Annotated in this window: 16 protein-coding genes, 4 tRNA genes and 1 pseudogene; 5 read left to right on the top strand and 16 right to left on the bottom strand. The window is 51.2% G+C overall.

The features are described from left to right. Positions 1–35: 35 nt before the first annotated feature. From MKZ07_RS33690 to MKZ07_RS29795, 9 genes and pseudogenes are all read right to left on the bottom strand, one after another. Positions 36–998 (bottom strand): annotated as a pseudogene (locus tag MKZ07_RS33690) (IS4 family transposase); the annotation flags it as partial. Positions 999–1,127: 129 nt separating this feature from the next. Then, a tRNA-Leu gene (locus MKZ07_RS29830) sits at positions 1,128–1,210 on the bottom strand. A gap of 4 nt (positions 1,211–1,214) precedes the next feature. Further along, positions 1,215–1,289 (bottom strand) — tRNA-Glu (locus MKZ07_RS29825). Positions 1,290–1,431: 142 nt separating this feature from the next. Next, on the bottom strand, positions 1,432–2,565 hold the full coding sequence (gene ald, locus MKZ07_RS29820) for an alanine dehydrogenase (protein ID WP_076158999.1): 1,134 nt from the start codon (positions 2,563–2,565) through the stop codon (positions 1,432–1,434). A 241-nt stretch (positions 2,566–2,806) separates the two neighbouring features. Then, a complete protein-coding gene (locus MKZ07_RS29815) occupies positions 2,807–4,003 on the bottom strand; it encodes an ABC transporter substrate-binding protein (RefSeq protein ID WP_341029120.1) in 1,197 nt (398 codons plus the stop codon). Between the two features lie 75 nt (positions 4,004–4,078). Next, complete coding sequence (locus MKZ07_RS29810; RefSeq protein WP_036697211.1) at positions 4,079–4,780, bottom strand: ABC transporter ATP-binding protein; 702 nt, start codon at positions 4,778–4,780, stop codon at positions 4,079–4,081. Between the two features lie 4 nt (positions 4,781–4,784). Further along, complete coding sequence (locus tag MKZ07_RS29805) at positions 4,785–5,567, bottom strand: ABC transporter ATP-binding protein (protein WP_341019197.1); 783 nt, start codon at positions 5,565–5,567, stop codon at positions 4,785–4,787. Then, a complete protein-coding gene (locus MKZ07_RS29800; protein WP_051493791.1) occupies positions 5,536–6,504 on the bottom strand; it encodes a branched-chain amino acid ABC transporter permease in 969 nt (322 codons plus the stop codon). The genes MKZ07_RS29805 and MKZ07_RS29800 overlap by 32 nt, the downstream gene beginning before the upstream one ends. A gap of 12 nt (positions 6,505–6,516) precedes the next feature. After that, positions 6,517–7,422 (bottom strand): branched-chain amino acid ABC transporter permease, encoded by a 906-nt coding sequence (locus MKZ07_RS29795; protein ID WP_036697217.1) that lies wholly within the window; start codon positions 7,420–7,422, stop codon positions 6,517–6,519. Positions 7,423–8,068: 646 nt separating this feature from the next. Here MKZ07_RS29795 and MKZ07_RS29790 point away from each other — a divergent pair. Further along, on the top strand, positions 8,069–8,893 hold the full coding sequence (locus tag MKZ07_RS29790) for a type II CAAX endopeptidase family protein (protein WP_341029118.1): 825 nt from the start codon (positions 8,069–8,071) through the stop codon (positions 8,891–8,893). A gap of 404 nt (positions 8,894–9,297) precedes the next feature. Here MKZ07_RS29790 and MKZ07_RS29785 read toward each other — a convergent pair whose 3' ends face one another. The 6 genes from MKZ07_RS29785 to MKZ07_RS29760 form a co-directional block, all read right to left on the bottom strand. Then, a complete protein-coding gene (locus MKZ07_RS29785) occupies positions 9,298–10,380 on the bottom strand; it encodes a Gfo/Idh/MocA family protein (RefSeq protein WP_341029116.1) in 1,083 nt (360 codons plus the stop codon). Between the two features lie 12 nt (positions 10,381–10,392). After that, a complete protein-coding gene (locus tag MKZ07_RS29780) occupies positions 10,393–11,316 on the bottom strand; it encodes a helix-turn-helix domain-containing protein (protein ID WP_036697223.1) in 924 nt (307 codons plus the stop codon). A 42-nt stretch (positions 11,317–11,358) separates the two neighbouring features. After that, the gene (locus MKZ07_RS29775) at positions 11,359–12,363 is read right to left on the bottom strand and encodes a Gfo/Idh/MocA family protein (protein ID WP_036697226.1); all 1,005 of its coding nucleotides are present in this window, start codon (positions 12,361–12,363) and stop codon (positions 11,359–11,361) included. 665 nt (positions 12,364–13,028) lie between these two features. After that, a tRNA-Ser gene (locus MKZ07_RS29770) sits at positions 13,029–13,117 on the bottom strand. A gap of 6 nt (positions 13,118–13,123) precedes the next feature. After that, positions 13,124–13,199: transfer RNA gene (locus tag MKZ07_RS29765), tRNA-Asn, on the bottom strand. An 84-nt stretch (positions 13,200–13,283) separates the two neighbouring features. Further along, a complete protein-coding gene (locus tag MKZ07_RS29760; protein ID WP_036697228.1) occupies positions 13,284–14,036 on the bottom strand; it encodes an MBL fold metallo-hydrolase in 753 nt (250 codons plus the stop codon). A gap of 138 nt (positions 14,037–14,174) precedes the next feature. On the opposite strand from MKZ07_RS29760, the gene MKZ07_RS29755 reads away from it, so the two are divergent. The 3 genes from MKZ07_RS29755 to MKZ07_RS29745 all read left to right on the top strand — a co-directional run bounded on the left by MKZ07_RS29755 (position 14,175) and on the right by MKZ07_RS29745 (position 16,172). Continuing rightward, positions 14,175–14,603 carry an Lrp/AsnC family transcriptional regulator gene (locus tag MKZ07_RS29755; protein ID WP_341029113.1) on the top strand — a complete coding sequence of 143 codons (429 nt, stop codon included), beginning with the start codon at positions 14,175–14,177 and terminating at the stop codon, positions 14,601–14,603. A gap of 101 nt (positions 14,604–14,704) precedes the next feature. Further along, a protein-coding gene (locus MKZ07_RS29750; RefSeq protein ID WP_341027176.1) for an IS5 family transposase occupies positions 14,705–15,477 on the top strand; the annotation gives its coding sequence in 2 pieces (ribosomal slippage) (positions 14,705–15,035 and positions 15,035–15,477; 774 coding nt in all). Between the two features lie 53 nt (positions 15,478–15,530). Then, positions 15,531–16,172, top strand: a complete 642-nt coding sequence (locus tag MKZ07_RS29745) for a pentapeptide repeat-containing protein (protein WP_076154104.1) — start codon at positions 15,531–15,533, stop codon at positions 16,170–16,172. Here the strand turns inward: MKZ07_RS29745 and MKZ07_RS29740 are convergent. Then, a complete protein-coding gene (locus MKZ07_RS29740; protein WP_051493793.1) occupies positions 16,169–16,654 on the bottom strand; it encodes a SprT family protein in 486 nt (161 codons plus the stop codon). The two genes, MKZ07_RS29745 and MKZ07_RS29740, sit on opposite strands and share 4 nt — an antisense overlap. A 120-nt stretch (positions 16,655–16,774) precedes the next feature. On the opposite strand from MKZ07_RS29740, the gene MKZ07_RS29735 reads away from it, so the two are divergent. Then, positions 16,775–17,134, top strand: a complete 360-nt coding sequence (locus MKZ07_RS29735; RefSeq protein WP_036697237.1) for a hypothetical protein — start codon at positions 16,775–16,777, stop codon at positions 17,132–17,134. Positions 17,135–17,242 lie beyond the last annotated feature (108 nt).

The following is a 17,242-nucleotide window of genomic DNA, read 5'->3' as shown; positions in this document are numbered from 1 at the left end:
GTGGCCTCGCTGTTACCGTATTGTTTAAAACGGAACATGCCGTAGAACCCTACAATCTCAACGGCATCCAGCGTCACATCGGTACTTAAAATGGCTAGCCATTCCCATTTTTCATTCCGGTTGCGGACAAAAACAAGCTTTATGGGTAGTCCACAAGCTGTTTGTACGATGACGGAGCCTTTAATGTCTTTTGCCCTCGAGGCAGGAAGGCTTTGAAATACCTCACGCAGTGTCAGTCGCTTGCCTTGCCCGAGATAACGCCGCTTCATCTCTTTCACCATACCAATAACAGGAAGCCCCTGGGCCGCAAGCTCACGAAGAAGTGGAGCTTGTGTAAACCAGCTATCCATAAGGACGTAGTCGGCGGTAAATCCTGTATGCAGTGCCTGTTTTAGCATAGCCACGACCGCATCTGGTTTCCGAAAAAAGCCTCCAGCCGGCGTTTGTACCCATGACTGCGCTTGGAGAGAGCCCTAGACATTTCGCATACCCGGTTGGTGATTTTAGCGGAAGACAGCATGACAAAATTAAGTGGAGCAAAGCTAAATTTCTCCGACCAATTCAGGGTTAGTATGGTGTAGCCCTTAGTGAATTTGCCCATAGAATGGTCAAAGACGCGTACTAAAAACTCTGCTTTTTTGCTACGGTTTCGGCTCAAAACGGAATCGCCGATAATGAACACACTTACGAGCTGAGAAGAGGTAAGCGATTCGAAATGACATACAATACGAAGACTTAAAGCCTGCAAAAAGCGTCGCCAAGCAAACGAAGCTTGATTTAAAAAACGGTAAACAACATCTTTACCAGGAAGATCTGCTGCACGGTCGCTTTCCAGAAGCTGAAACCAGTTCTTTCCTTCGAAAACTAACGAGAATACGATTTGAAAAATGGATAAACTGGAAAGATCTAAAGATTTGAAATACCACTTTCCTTAAGGTTTTTCCAAGGTGAAGAGTGGCAAAAAGTTTGGAAAAGCGAGGTGTGTTTTGTAAATACAAGTAAACCTACAGAATTCTCCTTACGCGCTCAAGGGTTTAAGCCATTTTTCTAGGTGCGAAAGTTGAGTTAATAATAATAAAAAAACAGAAACCCTTGATCATTCAAGAGTTCCTGCTCATTTCCTAGTATGCGGTAGAGAGGACTCGAACCTCCACGGGTATACACCCACTACCCCCTCAAGATAGCGTGTCTGCCATTCCACCACTACCGCATATTGGTGACTCGTATGGGATTCGAACCCATGTTACCTCCGTGAAAGGGAGGTGTCTTAACCCCTTGACCAACGAGCCAAATTTATGTTTTTTCTTTGTGACAACAAAAATGAGTATATCAAACCTTAGTCCATTTGACAAGCCTTTTTTTGAAGGTCAACTTTCCTGGAAAATACGGGGAGAACTACAGTGTGCAGTCTCTGCTTCTCCCCTCTTAAGATCACTTCTCCCCGCCCGCAGCCAGCACCTGGATTCCATCCGCGTATTCATACCCCAGACTCCCGGCCACCGCAGCATTGGTCACCTGTCCAGCTACCACATTCAGGCCGCGCGCAAGCGCCGCGTTCTTCACCGCAGCCGCATGAATGCCCAGATTGGCAATTTGTAGCGCGTAGGGGATCGTCACATTGGTCAGCGCCAGTGTCGAAGTCCGGGCGACCGCTCCAGGCATGTTGGCTACGGCGTAGTGGACTACGCCATGCTTCACATACGTCGGGTTCTCATGTGTGGTGATCCGGTCAATGGTCTCAATCGACCCGCCCTGATCAATTGCAACATCCACGATGACAGAGCCCTCTTCCATCTGCTTCACCATATACTCCTTAACCAGCTTTGGCGCACGGGCACCGGGAATCAGCACTGCCCCGATCAGCAGATCCGCACGGCGCACAGCCTGCTCCAGATGATAGGAATCCGACATCACGGTCACCAGCCGTCCGCCAAAAATATCATCCAGCGCGCGCAGACGGCCCGCATTCAGATCCAGAACGGTGACACGTGCCCCCATGCCCAGTGCTATCTTCGCCGCATTTGTGCCGACAATTCCGCCGCCGACAATGACCACCTCTCCCGGTTGTACGCCAGGTACCCCGCCCAGCAGAACGCCTTTGCCGCCATGCGGCTTCTCCAGCAGCCCGGCACCAATCTGCACCGCCATGCGTCCGGCGACCTCACTCATCGGAATCAGCAGCGGCAGCGAGCCGTCCTCAAGTTGAATCGTCTCATAGCCCACGGCGGTCACACTGCTCTCCACCAGCGCTTTGGTCAGCTCCGCTTCAGGTGCCAGATGCAGATAGGTGAATAGAATCAAGCCTTTGCGGAAATAACCGTACTCCTCCGGCAGCGGCTCCTTCACCTTGATAATCATCTCTGCCTTGCTCCAGACCTCAGCAGCCGTATCCAGAATCACTGCACCTTTATCTGAGTACTCCTTGTCACCCATGCCGCTGCCTGCTCCGGCTGAAGCTTGGATGTAGACTTCATGACCTGCCTTCCGGAGTGCTTCCACCCCGGCCGGGGTGATGGCGACGCGGTTCTCGTTATTCTTGATTTCTGCGGGTACGCCAATAATCATGCCGATTCCCCCTAAAAGTTGTGTAAGCATAGCCTTCCTTGATATCTCACCGGCACAACTCGCTCCGGAAGCATCTGCTTAGTTGTGTAAGTATAGTCAACATTCTATCCTTGTGAGATGCGAAAAGAAAGGCTCCCATTCGGGGCCTTCCTCTTCACGGTTAAAGTGAGGCAAGAGGCTCCCTGGCCTCCTGCAGACCGGCTCCCCGTTCCCTTCACCTTAGTATATGCAATTTCACTGCTTAAGGATTAACCTTGGTTTCAAAGGTTTGCTTCCCGTCAACGAATTTCAGCACAACTGCGGCTTTGACCGGGTCATGCTTGTCGTTCAGGGTGATTTTTCCTGTAGCGAGCTGCAGATCCTTAGTCGCTGCCAATGCTTCTGTAATCTTGGCCGGATCGGCTTCACCGGCGCGGGTGATCGCATCAGCTACCAGTTTCAGGGCGTCATAGCCTAGGGCAGCCATACCATCTGGAACTGCTCCGCCGTTAGCGGCTTTGTAGGCATCCACGAAGCTGGTTACTTCAGGAGCTGTATCTTCTGGCGAGTAGTGATTGGACATGAACGTGTTCTCCAGCGCTTTGGCACCGGCGATTTCCGCCAACTGCGGGGAATCCCAGCCGTCGCCGCCCAGGAACGGAACGGTGATGCCCATTTCACGGGCCTGCTTCACAATTTTACCTACTTCTTCATAGTAACCAGGCAGGTAGATGACATCCGGGTTCGCTGCTTTGATGCGGGTCAGAACTGCTTTGAAGTCCGAATCCTTCTGCTGGTAGGACTCCTGGCTGAGCACCTCGCCGCCTTTGGCCTTGAAGGTCTCTTCGAAGAACTTCTGCAGACCCTTAGAATAGTCGGACGAAGTATCGGTATAGATGACAGCCGTCTTAGCCTTCAGGGAATCGAGCGCAAAGTTAGCCATTACCTCACCCTGGAACGGATCGATGAACGCTGCGCGGAACACGAATTCATTCACATTGCCGCTGCGCTCATCCACGGTAACCTTCGGATTGGTAGCCCCTACTGAGACAAGCGGAATCTTTTTCTCCATAGCTACCGGAACGATCCCCAGCGTATTGGTCGAAGTGGATGCGCCGATAATGGTCACGACCTTGTCATTGGTGATCAGCTTCTGTGCCGCCTGGGTAGCTTCTTCAGACTTCGATGCATTGTCTGCAACTACCAGTTCCAGCTGCTTGCCGAGCACACCGCCTGCGGCGTTGATCTGCTGAACCGCCAGCTTCGCGCCCTTGGATGCGGAGTCGCCGAAAGAAGCCTGACCGCCTGTGAGCTCAAGGTCAGCCCCGATCTTGATGGTGCCTCCGGCCGTGTTGCCGCCGCTTGCAGAGTTACCGCTGTTCTCTGTGTTGTTGCCGCAGCCGGATGCTAATACCGCAGTCAATACTGCCGACAAGATAATGGCCCCAATTTTCTTCATAGTTTCTCCCAGCCTCCTGATTATTTAGTTTATATATGTTGTTTCTGTGATGCTGCTGTACGATGGATACCCTGCTTAGTGCCCGAGATAAGCCATTTTGATCTCATCGGAGTCGGCCAATTCCTTGGCATCCCCTTCAAGCACTACCCGGCCTGTCTCCAGGACATAAGCGCGGTCAGCGATTTTAAGTGCCTGGTGCGCATTCTGCTCGACCAGCAATACAGTGGTTCCGGCATCATTGACTTCTTTTATAATTTTGAAAATATCCTGGACCAGCAGCGGCGCCAGCCCCATCGACGGTTCATCCAGCAGCAGCAGCTTCGGGTGGCCCATAATTGCCCGGCCCATCGCCAGCATCTGCTGCTCCCCGCCGGATAAGGTTCCCGCCTGCTGCTTCTTGCGCTCAAGCAATCGCGGGAAGGTGTTGTATACCTTCGCGAAGTCCGCAGCCAGACTGCTTCCATCCTGCAGGTAAGCGCCCAATTCGAGATTCTCCTCGACCGACATATTAGCGAATACGCGCCGTCCTTCGGGACAATGGATCAGCCCTTCTTTGACAATCGCCTGTACACTTTGATTCGTTATCGATTTACCCAGGAATTCAATACTTCCTGTCTTGGGCTTCAGCAGCCCCGAGAGCGTCTTAAGCAGCGTTGACTTGCCGGCGCCGTTGGCACCGATTAGCGTCACAATTTCCCCCTGCTTGACGGTGATGCTGAGGTCCTTCAAGGCATGAATCGCTCCGTAATATACATTAATCCCTTGTACTGTAAGCATAGCCCTACGCCTCCTGTCCCAAATACGCTTCGATGACCTTCGGATTGTTGCGGATCTCCGCCGGCGTTCCGTCAGCGATCAGTATTCCGCGGTCCAGCACGTAGATGCGGCTGCAGACCCCCATTACCAGTGACATATCATGCTCAATCAGCAGAATCGTCAGGTCGAACTCCTCCCGGATCCAGGCGATCAGGTTCATCAGGTCACGCGTCTCATTCGGGTTCATCCCGGCAGCCGGCTCATCGAGCAAGAGCAGCTTGGGTCCGGCCGCAAGCGCCCGGGCAATCTCCAGACGCCGCTGATTCCCATAGCTCAGGTTGCTCGCTACCTCTTCACTCTGATCAGCCAGATTGAAGATGGAGAGAATATCCATCGCCTTCCGGGTAATCTCCTCTTCGCCCTGGAAATGCTTCGGCAGACGTAGCATCGAAGAGAACAACGAGTGCTTCGCATGCTGATGGAAGGCAATCTTGACGTTCTCCAGCACCGTCATAGCCGTAAACAGGCGGATGTTCTGGAACGTACGCGCAGCGCCTTTATGATTGATCTTGTAGGGCTTCATCCCGCCGATAGACTCATTATTCAAAAGAATGCTGCCCGACGATGGCGGGTACACTCCGGTCAACAGGTTGAATAGTGTGGTTTTACCTGCACCGTTGGGCCCGATCAGGCCGATCAGCTCGCCTTTATCAATATGAAGAGATACCTCGCTGACCGCCTTCAGTCCGCCGAAGGCCCGGCTGGCCGCTTTCACATCAAGGAGTACCGCTGCTCTTGATTGCGTCATTTGCCTTCGCCTCCTTTTTGCCGAACTTGCCAAATGAGAATTTGCTTACGCCAAGCAGGCCGCTTGGACGGAAGATCATCATCAGAATGAGCACAATGGAGTAGATAATCATGCGCCATTCCGGGAATTCACGTAAGTAGGTATACAGCAGGGTAACGAACACCGCACCCACGATAGAGCCCGCGGTACTGCCCAGCCCCCCGAGAACAACCATGACGATGATTTCAAAAGACTTCAGGAAGTTGAAGCTGCCTGGCGTAATAACATAGAACGTATGGGCTGACAGGCCGCCCGCCATTCCGGCAAACAGCGCACCGATAGTGAAGGCAATGATTTTGTAGCGTGTCGTATTAATCCCCATCGCCTCAGCGGCAATCTCATTCTCGCGGATCGCAATACAGGCCCGGCCGTGAGTAGATCTAATGAAGTTATTAATCAGTACAACTGAAATCAGAGTGAAGAAGAAGAGCATGGTCCAGGTGGTTTTGGCCGGAATACCGCTTAGCCCTGAAGCTCCGCCGACAAATTCTGTATTCAGCATAATGATGCGGATGATCTCACCGAACCCCAGCGTGGCAATAGCAAGATAGTCCCCGTTAAGCCGGAGCGTAGGCATCCCGATCAATACACCGAATACCGCTGCCAGCAGCCCACCCGCAAGAATCGCAGGAATGAACGGCACATTGTAGTCAAGAGTCAGGATCGCCGAGGTATACGCACCCACTGACATGAACCCGGCATGACCAATGGAGAACTGCCCGGTAATCCCGGTAATCAGGTTCAGCGACACGGCCAGCATGATGTTAACCCCGATGAGCAGCAGCATAGACTGATTCACATCACTAAGAATTCCCGTTGTTAGAAGAACTTTTACGATTCCATAGAACGCAAGGGCGGTCAGTATGCCCAGCCAGAACTTATTATTTATCTTTTTCACGGCAGCTTCCCCCTACACTTTCTCCCGGACATTCTTGCCGAACAGTCCGGATGGTCTGAAGATAAGGATTAGAATCAGTACCGCAAAGGCTACACCATCACGCCAGGAGGAGAACCCGAGTGAAGAAATCTCTGTCTCAACCGTTCCCAGCAGCAATCCGCCGACAAGCGCACCCGGTATACTGCCAATCCCTCCAAGTACTGCCGCGACAAAAGCCTTAAGCCCGGGCATTACGCCCATGAGCGGATCAACCGAATTGTACGTCATTCCGAAAATCACGCCCGCTGCAGCGGCAAGCGCCGAACCAATTGCGAAGGTGGCTGAAATGGTGCGGTCTACGTTGATGCCCATCAGCCGCGCCGCTTCTACATCGAAGGATACGGCCCGCATAGCTTTTCCCGTCTTGGTGTAACGAACGATATATTGCAGTACAAGCATAAGAATAATCGTTGTTAGCAGAATCATGATCTGGTTGGATTCGACCTGGATGGAGGACCCGAAGAGATGATACTGCTTCTTATCCATAATATCCGGGAAGCCCTTGGCCTGCGGCCCGAGGATCAAGACTCCGGTATATTCGAGCAGGAAGGATACGCCGATCGCTGTAATCAGCGCTGCAATTCGAGTGGACTTACGAAGCGGCTTATACGCCAGACGTTCAATGCTGATACCGAGCAATGCACTGATGGTCATCGAGATGATCAGCGACAAGAGCAGTACAACGATCGGCGGCAATCCGGCATTCGCCAGGTATTTGGCACTGTACAGACCGATGAACGACCCAACCATGAATACATCGCCATGCGCAAAATTAATCAGCTTGATGATACCGTACACCATTGTGTAACCAAGGGCGATCAGAGCGTAAATACTGCCTACGGAAATCCCGTTTATTAGTTGCTGAATGAAATACTCCATCGCCATCCCCTTCTCCCCATATTCATCTTGTATACCCCTTTCTCTGTGCTGCTTCTCTATTCTTGGATTATGATGTCATTTATATTAACACAAGGTCGGAGAATCGTCACTAATAATTGTGGGAATTAATACAAAATTCAATAGTTGGTGTTATATTACATAACATGATATATGTAGGATTCGGTAGGTTTTTGTAGGTTTACGAAAAATGCGTAGAAAACAGTAGAAAAACAGAGGATTTTTAAGCAGGAACGTTTTAGAAGTTGTTTCCTTTTCTTATACAATACTTTTTTTCTGCGCAATTAATATAACATTTGTCTCTTTACAGCATCATTCCTTCAACAAGTGGAAACGGATTTGCCGTCCCTGTAAAGGACGGTACCGTTTCAGCGAGAAATAGAAGGATAAGTTATCATGTGAAACCTATAAATTCTTATATTTTTAATTAAAGAGGTAACGGATTGAACCAGCAGTGTGCGGTAGCAGAGGTCCAGATTATGCGTATAAAAGTTTCCCTACATCTACAGTCTCATAGATGACTGGGCCAAGGTCCCAATGGCCTGCTGGGCTCCAGGTTGTTCCTCACTTCCCCGTTCGTTGCTATACTCTACCAAGCATTACACACATTCAAAGGAGTGAAATTGAAATGAGCACCATCGAAAAAGAGGAGAGCGTCCAATCTGCCAGGAGAGGGTTGCTAGTATTCTTCCTGATACTTATACCCCTTACGGCTATAAGTTACATGTTGGCCCTTACTGTAACACCTGTGTACGGCTTGCTGCTGATGTGGGCGCCCGGGATCTCCTCCATACTCACCCGTATCCTGCTTCGTGAGGGCTTCGCGGATATCTCCCTGAGGTTCGGGGGACGGCGCACATTGAAGACGATTCCGTTCATCTTGTTGTTGCCGGTGGCGGTTGGCCTGGTGGCCTATGGGGCCGCTTGGATCACAGGACTGACGGAGTATACCGGCCACAATGGCAATGTTGTCGGTGCACTAGTCGGGGCGATCCTGATTCAAATGTCTGTTGGGACCGCGATGGGAATTATCAGCAGTGCTGGAGAAGAGCTAGGCTGGAGAGGATACATGCTGACCCGGCTCATCCAAGCCCGCGTCTCGAAGCCTATTCTCATGAGCGGACTGATCTGGGGCATGTGGCATATCCCGGCGATTCTAATCGGCAGCTACTATTCCGGCCCTTCCCTGGCCTTATCGATCGTATTGTTCATGGTAACCATCAGCTCATTTAACATCATTATTAGTCTATTGCGCTTAAGCACGGGGAGCATATGGCCGGCGGTTCTGCTCCACGCCTCATGGAATGCTATCATTCAGGACGCTTTCGATCGGTACACCAGCGGGAAGAATGCCTATCTCTGGACAGGCGAGTCCGGGATACTGGTGGCTGCTACGCTCGTGATTGCAGCGTGGTTCTTCTACAGAAGATCTACGCTAGATGTCAGATTGTAAATGGCAATTCGGCAAAAAATAGATAAACAATAAGAGGGTGTCCATAAGCCATGAAATGGCTGGGATACCCCTTGTTTTGGAGTTAGATGGACGTTTGTGTCGATGAGGACGCTCCGCAAACGGAACGTTGTTACAATCGCTGTTGTGTCCAGATTTTTTTCGTTCCCCTCAGCGGTGAAAATCCGGACACAAAGGCGACCGCTACCGCTTTTCCGCGGGTCGTTCCGTCCGCTCCGCTGTTTAAGCGGGATGCGAAAACAGATTTTTTAACACAAAAAAGAAACCGTCCAAACATCAATGGACCAAAAACAGAAAGCAGCGATTCTCCAATAACGAGAGAATCGCTGCTTTTTTAACATTTGAAGCTTTTACGAAATCTGAGATTTGACTCGGGCAATGACCGCCTAGTCCAAATATACGGCTTTCCCCGTCTGTGCCGATTCATAGATGGCCTCCAGAATCCGGGAGACCACATAAGCCTGTTCAGGAGTCACGACCGGATCTTTATCCTGCTCAATCGCTTCGATCCACTTTCTTAATTCGATATCCGTAGCTTTCTCTTCTTTGCCTTCATAGAAGGCCACTCCTCCGGCACCAAGCTCAATTTCATTCGTGTAGAGCTTGCTATGCTTCTCCCCGTTAATCCGGAGACCGTTCTTCATGTCCGCACCCGCTTCGGTTCCGCTTAAGCTGCACTTGGCTTCATCCACATCCAGCGAATTCAGCGCCCAGCTCGCCTCCAGCGTAATCGTTGCTCCATTCTCCATTACAATCATCCCGAACGCAGAGTCTTCCACGGCGAATTTCTTCGGGTCCCAGGGTCCCCAGGCGTTGGCCGCATCTTCTTTTTGGGAGAGCTCGTGGTATTTGGTCCCCAGCACAACCTTCGGTTTGTAGTTGTCCATCATCCAGAGCGTCAGATCCAGCGCATGGGTTCCAATATCAATGAGCGGGCCGCCCCCCTGCTTCTCCTCATCCAGGAATACCCCCCAGGTAGGGACCGCTCTCCGCCGGATCGCATGTGCTTTCGCATAATAGATATGGCCGAGCTCGCCTGCTTCACAGACTTTTTTCAGATACAGGCTGTCTTGCCGGAACCGGTTGTCATACCCTATGGTCAGCTTCATCCCAGTACGTTTCGCTGCTTCAGCCATACGTTTGGCGTCCGCCGCTGTTTTGGCCATGGGCTTCTCACACATCACGTGCTTGCCCGCTTCCAAGGCTGCAATGGATATTTCCGCATGCGCGTCATTAGGAGTAAGCACATGAACAATATCAATGGAAGCATCCTTCAATAATTCCTGATAGTCCGTATAGACAGCAGCATCTGCACCGCCATATTGTTCAGCAGCCGCTTCAGCCCGTTCCTTGATAATATCGCAAAAAGCTACCACTTGAACCTTATCCTGTCTGCTTAAGGCAGGCAAATGCTTCCCGTTCGCAATCCCTCCACAGCCGATCACTCCAACACGATACACTTTGCTCATCGCCGCACATCCTCACTGTTCATGTATTTTTCGGGCCTTGCGGTATGCAGCCGGGGTCATGCCCAGCCGCTTGCGGAATACCGAATGCAAATAGGTCGCAGTGGTGAACCCCTCGGACTCCGCGATATGTTCGATCGACAGGTTACTGGCTTCAAGCTTGCTGCACACTGCCTTCAACCGGATCTCTTCAAGAATCCGGCTGAAGGTCTGATCCGGATCGATCTGCTTAAATATCCGCTGCAGCTGTCTTGCGCTGATATTCAGCTTCTCTGCAACATTCTCCAGCGTCACGGCGGCTGAATAATTCGCTTCCATGTACTGAACAGCATATTGATAGCGGTAGGTTAACATGTCCCTTACGGGTGCCTCAGCTCCCATCCCGCCTGTATCATAAGCTCTGGTTACCTTCAGCAAGATACTGATCACGAGATGCTTGATGGATGTGTAATATCCCGCAAGCTTGCCGTCACAGGCTTCATAGGCTTCCAGAAAACACTTCATCGCCCTGTGATAATCCTGCGCAGGGACAAGCGGCAGCCTCCTCAGCTTCTCCACACATTCCTCCGCTTCGGCAACCTCCCATGGGTCTGCATCGTTCCGGGGCTTCTCCGCAATATGGATATGCAGACATAACTCCTCCATCGACTCTTCCGCATCTGCTTCCTGACGATGCATCACTCCCGGTCCGGTCAAATAGAGCATTCCCTCCGATAAAGGATACTGCTGATCGCCAAGAATGACGGTTCCCTTGCCCCGCGGTATGAAATGAAATTCAAATTCAGCATGGTTATGGAAATCAATGACCCTCCCCGGCGGAAAAGAGGTCAAATGAAACCGTAGAACGGAAATTTCATAATGTCCCCACAGGATAGAAATATCCAATCTTTCCAACAGATCCATCTTCTCAAACATAATCTCGAAGGGAAAAGGGCTCATGTTAACCTCCTGCTTAGGTTACGTTCTGTCTCGGATTTTGAATCAAGACTTCAGTTCGGCTAACCGGACCACCCGTCCTGCCTTCGCCGAGAGATTGGCCGCCTCCATTAACCGGGTAAGCTCCGTTGCCGCTTGAATATTGTCAGAAGCAAGCGTGTCATCCTGGATGTGGGCCACCCATTGCTCAAAAGCGCTATCACGGTTGGCCAGCACAGGCGTATCGTTCCAGGCAGCCCCTTGATCTGCTGCTTGATTACTTCTAACAAGCAGCTTCGCTTCAGGCGTTCCATAGAGTAGAGTTCCTTCCGTTCCATGCACTTCTATGGTAAAAGGGGAGTAGCTGTTCACGAAGCCGGCTTCCACCACACCGATCGCTCCCGAACCGGTATAGAGCGTCGCTACCGCGTTGTCTTCCACTTCCTTGCCCGTCACATATCCGAAGCTCGCGCTTACCCCGGTCACCTCTTGACCCAGAAACAGTCTGGTCAGGTACATGGGATGACATCCCAGATCAATCAATGCCCCGCCCTGGCATTGCTCGAGACTATAAAAATGCTCGGGAAGCCAGTTGGCCGTTGCGCCGTTATGAGATAAGCGGACTCTGACATAAGTGATCTCCCCCAGCAGTCCCTGGCTTAAAATGTCTTGAACCGTTAACGTATAACCGTCATTTAGCCGCGGCAAGGACACGGTTAGCTTCACTCCATGCTCCGCTACCTCAGAGAGGATTTCGTTCACCTCATTCAGCGTTGCAGCTACAACCTTTTCGGTGAAGATGTGCTTGCCTGCTCTGGCCGCCGCAATCATAACCTCCCGGTGCATATGGGTTGGCGCGTCGACAATCACGGCATCGATATCCTTCCTGGCAAGCATGTCCTCCAAAGAATCATAAAATGGGACATTCAAACTCTCTGCCGCCTTCCTGCCCCTCTCCGCATCCTCGTCCCATACCGCAGCAATCTCCGTATCTTCATGCTCCTGAGCCTGCTTCGTATAATCCCAGGCATGCACATGCCAAAAGCTGATCTTGCCAATCTTAATGCTCACCCGCCTGCACCTCCATATACATTATTCTGACATCACCTATAAAGTATCATATAATAAGCAGTATTTTTAGTAGATAAATGCGACATCGACTATATGGAATTACGACATCAGACAGGAAAATCGTATCTTCCAGGGATTCAGCGTTTCCCGCTAAAGGGACCCGCTTATATGAATCACATTGTTGCACATTATGCAGGATTCTTCTAAAAATATTACGGACTTTGGTACATTGTTGCATCATTTGCAGGATTTCCGGTGTTTAGTGCAACCTAGCGCTAGCTTTGTTGCCTTTCATGCAGAATTTCAGTACTGCTCGCTTCTATTGGGCCGTATTGCTGCACTTCTTGCAGGATTTCTCTACAAGGTTACGGGCTGCGGAGCAAGGCCCCCTCCTTTATCACAGCAGTACCGATTGTATTCGTTTCCCGTATACGTTTAGCCACTTCCCGTTATGGCAGTGCATTGTGTTCGGTTTTCCGCATATATTTGGCCCGAGATCCTTCGCGGCAACACATTGTATTCGGTTTTTCATATACAATCGGGCCAGATACCTTCGCCCAGCAAATTGTATTCGGTTTTTCATATGCACGTCAGAAGAAAATTGTAATTTTCTAAAAACAAAAAAAAGGAGCTCAATATGAGCTCCTTATGTGTTAATTCAAGAACGGAGAGAGAGGGATTCGAACCCTCGCACCGCTTACGCAGTCTAACCCCTTAGCAGAGGGTCCCCTTATAGCCACTTGGGTATCTCTCCAAGTAATGGCTCCCCGAACAGGACTCGAACCTGTGACAACTCGATTAACAGTCGAGTGCTCTACCAACTGAGCTATCAGGGAACATTAACATGAACAAGGATTAATTTATCATGATTCTACAGGTTAGTCAAGCGGGTAGCGAGAGATTCTGAGATCGTTTACAATTCAGACCCACTCCCCATCCAGCGGAATGGCAACGCGGGCGGACAGACCTTCCTGTTCAAGCCGCTCCTTCAATAGCTCCCTCGTCACACGGCAGTGGTTAATCGTATCCATATGCACAGCAATTACCGAAGCAGCCGGAGCGGAATGGCATACCTGCACCACGTCCTGCTCATCCATGGTAATCGGCCCTCCTATCAGGAACCGTGCCCCTCCGGCATTGACAATGATCACCTCAGGCGATTCCTCTTCTATCACCTGCTGAACCTCTTCGCACCAGATCGTATCGCCTGCCAGATACAGCACAGGTTCGCCTTCCGCCCGAAAAACGAAACCCGAAACCTTGCCCATTAATTCTCCGATCTCCCCTGTCCCGTGATGCCCGCCTGTACGCGTCAGAGTCACACCGCCGAAGGACGCAGACCCGCTATCCTTAATCTCAGTAACTCGCCCATAACCTTGGGCCGCAATGGTCTCTCCGTCACCTTCCTGGCAATACACCGGCAACTCCTTGGACAACTGCTCTGCTGCCGCAGCATCCCAATGATCCGGATGCAGATGCGTGACCAGCACTGCATCCGGTTCCAGCCACTGCTGAACAGGGCCCGGCAGAGGCACCAGCGGATTCCGGCGGTCATCGCCTGAATTCATAATCGGCGGATTCACGCCCTGCACACTCAGCATGGGATCGATCAGAAACGTTGCACCGCCGTATTCCAGCCATAGGGTGGCGTGGCGGATCAGCTTTATTTTCATCATATGCACCTCTTCCCGGATGTCTACCTTATGTTCACTTTCTGATACAATAAGTATAAATCAGGGCAAGAAGAGAAGACATTGTGCCGCGAAAGAGATTGTTATGTTCTGCTTTCAGCCGGAAAGGAATTCAAGGAAATGACCTCTTACCTCATCGACAATACCGATTACCGCATCCTCCAGCTCCTTATCGAAGACTCCACCTTAAGCCATAAGGATATCGGGGCGATGGTCCACCTGACCGGCCAGGCTGTAGGCGCACGTGTCCGCAGAATGCGGGAGCTTGGCATCATTGAGGGCTACACCATCCGTTATAACCCGCTGCGGATCGGCCAGAGCATTCACGCCTTTATCACGGTTTTTCTGAGCAGCAATAGGGATCATCCGCCTTTTCAGGCTTTTGCGAAGGCCCATGAGAGTGTCACCGAGCTCTACCGCATCAGCGGGGAGGGCTGTTACTGGATGCGGGTGCGTACTGTGGATCAGGAGGCGCTGACCGTTTTTTTGGATGAACTGCTGAAGTATGGCAATTACCGGGTCAACCTGGACATGGGCCAGATCAAATAAGGACAAATAAGGCTAGGGCGTGTCTTAAAACTAGATATTGCTTCCAACGCATAACCGTAGCATAATTTTACAAGGACGCAATTACGAGGAGCTTGTAAAAGATGCTAAGACGCCACGAAATCAAAGACCCGGACTGGGAAAGGGTCAAAGAACTGTTGCCACCTGAAAACAAGGGTGAAGGCAGACCCTCAAAACCCAATCGGGTGATGCTTAATGCCATGCTTTGGAAAGTCAAAACAGGGGCACCTTGGCGTGATCTGCCAGAACGTTTTGGTTCTTGGAAAACCGTGTATTCCCGGTTTCGTTTATGGAGCAATGACGATCTTTTTCAAAAGATATTTGAAGCGCTCGCCAGCGATGCAGACTTGCAGGATGTTTCTCTAGACAGCACCTCTTGTAAAGTTCACCAGCACGCAGCGGGGGCTAAAAAAGGGCTGAAAATGCCGCAACCAACCAAGAAATCGGACTTTCCCGAGGGGGACGCAATACCAAAATCCACGCTGTAGTCGACGCGCTAGGGAATCCGATTCGCCTATTTTTAACGCCTGGAAACATCCATGATTGTACGGCAGCGGTCGAAGTCCTGTCAGGGGTAAGCTTGTCCGGAACCGCTATTTTAGCCGATAAAGCCTACGGAACGGTAGAGATTCGAACGTACATTGAATCCCAAAACGCAACATACTGTATCCCGCCCAAATCCAATGCCGCAAATCCTTGGACATGTGATTTTTACCATTATAAAGAACGCCATGTAGTGGAATGTTTTTTCAACAAACTCAAACAATTCCGCGGAATCGCAACACGCTATGACAAGCTTTCTCGAAACTTTTTAAGCTTTGCCTTTCTCGCTTCCGCGATGATTCTGTTGAAGTAGCTTCAATATGATTAGTTTTCAGACACGCCCTAGGAACTGCCAAGGAGGCCGACATGAGTAACAAGATAGAACCACCCAGAATCACAGATCCCGGGCTACTTACGCCGCAGGACATTCACGCCCTTGCTTCCAAGGACGAATTCAGCAACTGCCTCATTGAAGGAGCGCTCATTGAATATCAGGAGGCTACGCGGGTAGCTTTCGACAAGACTATTTTCAAAAACGTCACCATCACGGAATCCTCGCTGCAGCGCATTGAGCTTACCGATGTGATCTTCGATCATTGCGACCTGTCCAATGTGGATTTCAGCGACGCCTTCATACACCGGACCGAGTTCAGGGATTGCCGCATGATCGGTACAGACTTCACCAGAGCACGATTTCAAAATGTATCCATCACCGGATGTATCGGGGAATTCGCGGTCTTCCGTTTCGCTAACTTCAAAGGGGCTTCCTTCGAACGCAGCTCGCTGGTCAGCGCAGATTATTACCAGTCCACCCTGAACGGCCTGTATCTCGCGGAATGTAATCTGGAGCAGGCCACGCTGGCTGGCTGCAAGCTGAAGGGTGTTGACCTGAGCGACTGCGAGTTCACCGGCCTTCTAGTGGATCTTCAGGATCTGGAGGGCTGCATCATCTCTGCGGAGCAGGCGGCTTCTTTTGCCGGACTACTAGGTCTGGTTATCAAAAGTTAAGTAGCCGGACCCGCGCCCGCTTCTAGCGCAATCAGCTTCAGCTTACCGGAGCATTTACCGCAGCGGTACCGCCCGGGATCGGCCCGGCGCTTACGCAGATACTCGGTGGCACAGGCAATACATACCAGCTTATACCGGTAAGGCTGCGGCTTGCGGGCCTTGGCTCCCGGCAGGGTCTGACAATACCGGCTGCCGCCGACGCGGGCCAGCAGTGTTTTGAAATCGGCATCCCGGTGCATGTACCCCCGCTTCGCCAGATGCAGATGGTAGTGGCAGAGCTCGTGCTTGATGATCTTCTCCGTCTCCTCCCGTCCGTACATCGCCAGCTGCTGGGGGTTAATCTCTATATTATGGCTCTTGGTAAAATATCGTCCGCCGGTTGTCGTAAGTCTGCTGTTAAAGCTCGCCGTATGCCGGAAAGGCACGCCAAAGCTGTTCAGCGACACCTGCTCGATCCACAGCTGCAGCTCTTCGTTGCTCATACTGGTCATAGCGTTCCTTCACGGTCCTCTCCTCAAGGAAATCAGATCTCTACTTGAATTGTAACTTGCCCATAGGCTACACTGTCAAGAAGGAAGACAAGTCCGGAGGGAGAATGAAAGATGCCTAGAATGCGTTACGTAATTATGCAGCAGGATCAGGAACTGCTATTCGTGGAGATGCCGGAGGAATATGCTTACCAGCTAAGCGCCCTCAATCTTCGCCTGAACAAAGAAATCGACAAGCTGACAGCCGAGAATGTACCCGGACTGCCGCGGGCGGTGGCCGAATGCGAGGCGCTGGAGCTGCTGCGCGAAGAGCATCATCTGGAGTCGGGGCTGGCGTATATTAACCGGCTGGAGCAGGCTTTTGCCTCTATTAAAGAGGAGCATTACCCCCTGATCTCACTACTGACCGAAATCCGGGCGCTCCAGGCCCAGCTTGAACAATGGTATGAAGAGGAAGAAGAACGGGTGCAGTAACGCCGGTTCCGGGCGGCCTTGTGAAATTCGGCTTGGCTACCTGAAACTAACCGTGCACCTTTGGGCGTATTCCCCCATATGCTATCTATACACAGGAAGCATGCAGAG

This window comes from Paenibacillus sp. FSL P4-0338 (assembly GCF_038002365.1).
GTDB lineage: Bacteria > Bacillota > Bacilli > Paenibacillales > Paenibacillaceae > Paenibacillus_AQ.
The sequence above is the reverse complement of the archived record's forward strand: the minus strand, read 5'-3'. Positions and strand labels throughout refer to the sequence as shown.

Bases quoted from the DNA above. Each gene is read 5' to 3' on its own strand.
- MKZ07_RS29805 (WP_341019197.1), bottom strand. From the start codon at position 5,567: ATGACGCAATCAAGAGCAGCGGTACTCCTTGATGTGAAAGCGGCCAGC.
- MKZ07_RS29815 (WP_341029120.1), bottom strand. From the start codon at position 4,003: ATGAAGAAAATTGGGGCCATTATCTTGTCGGCAGTATTGACTGCGGTA.
- ald (WP_076158999.1), bottom strand. From the start codon at position 2,565: ATGATTATTGGCGTACCCGCAGAAATCAAGAATAACGAGAACCGCGTC.
- MKZ07_RS29735 (WP_036697237.1), top strand. From the start codon at position 16,775: ATGCCTAGAATGCGTTACGTAATTATGCAGCAGGATCAGGAACTGCTA.
- MKZ07_RS29760 (WP_036697228.1), bottom strand. From the start codon at position 14,036: ATGAAAATAAAGCTGATCCGCCACGCCACCCTATGGCTGGAATACGGC.
- MKZ07_RS29745 (WP_076154104.1), top strand. From the start codon at position 15,531: ATGAGTAACAAGATAGAACCACCCAGAATCACAGATCCCGGGCTACTT.
- MKZ07_RS29740 (WP_051493793.1), bottom strand. From the start codon at position 16,654: ATGAGCAACGAAGAGCTGCAGCTGTGGATCGAGCAGGTGTCGCTGAAC.
- MKZ07_RS29790 (WP_341029118.1), top strand. From the start codon at position 8,069: ATGAGCACCATCGAAAAAGAGGAGAGCGTCCAATCTGCCAGGAGAGGG.
- MKZ07_RS29755 (WP_341029113.1), top strand. From the start codon at position 14,175: ATGACCTCTTACCTCATCGACAATACCGATTACCGCATCCTCCAGCTC.
- MKZ07_RS29795 (WP_036697217.1), bottom strand. From the start codon at position 7,422: ATGGAGTATTTCATTCAGCAACTAATAAACGGGATTTCCGTAGGCAGT.
- MKZ07_RS29810 (WP_036697211.1), bottom strand. From the start codon at position 4,780: ATGCTTACAGTACAAGGGATTAATGTATATTACGGAGCGATTCATGCC.
- MKZ07_RS29780 (WP_036697223.1), bottom strand. From the start codon at position 11,316: ATGAGCCCTTTTCCCTTCGAGATTATGTTTGAGAAGATGGATCTGTTG.
- MKZ07_RS29785 (WP_341029116.1), bottom strand. From the start codon at position 10,380: ATGAGCAAAGTGTATCGTGTTGGAGTGATCGGCTGTGGAGGGATTGCG.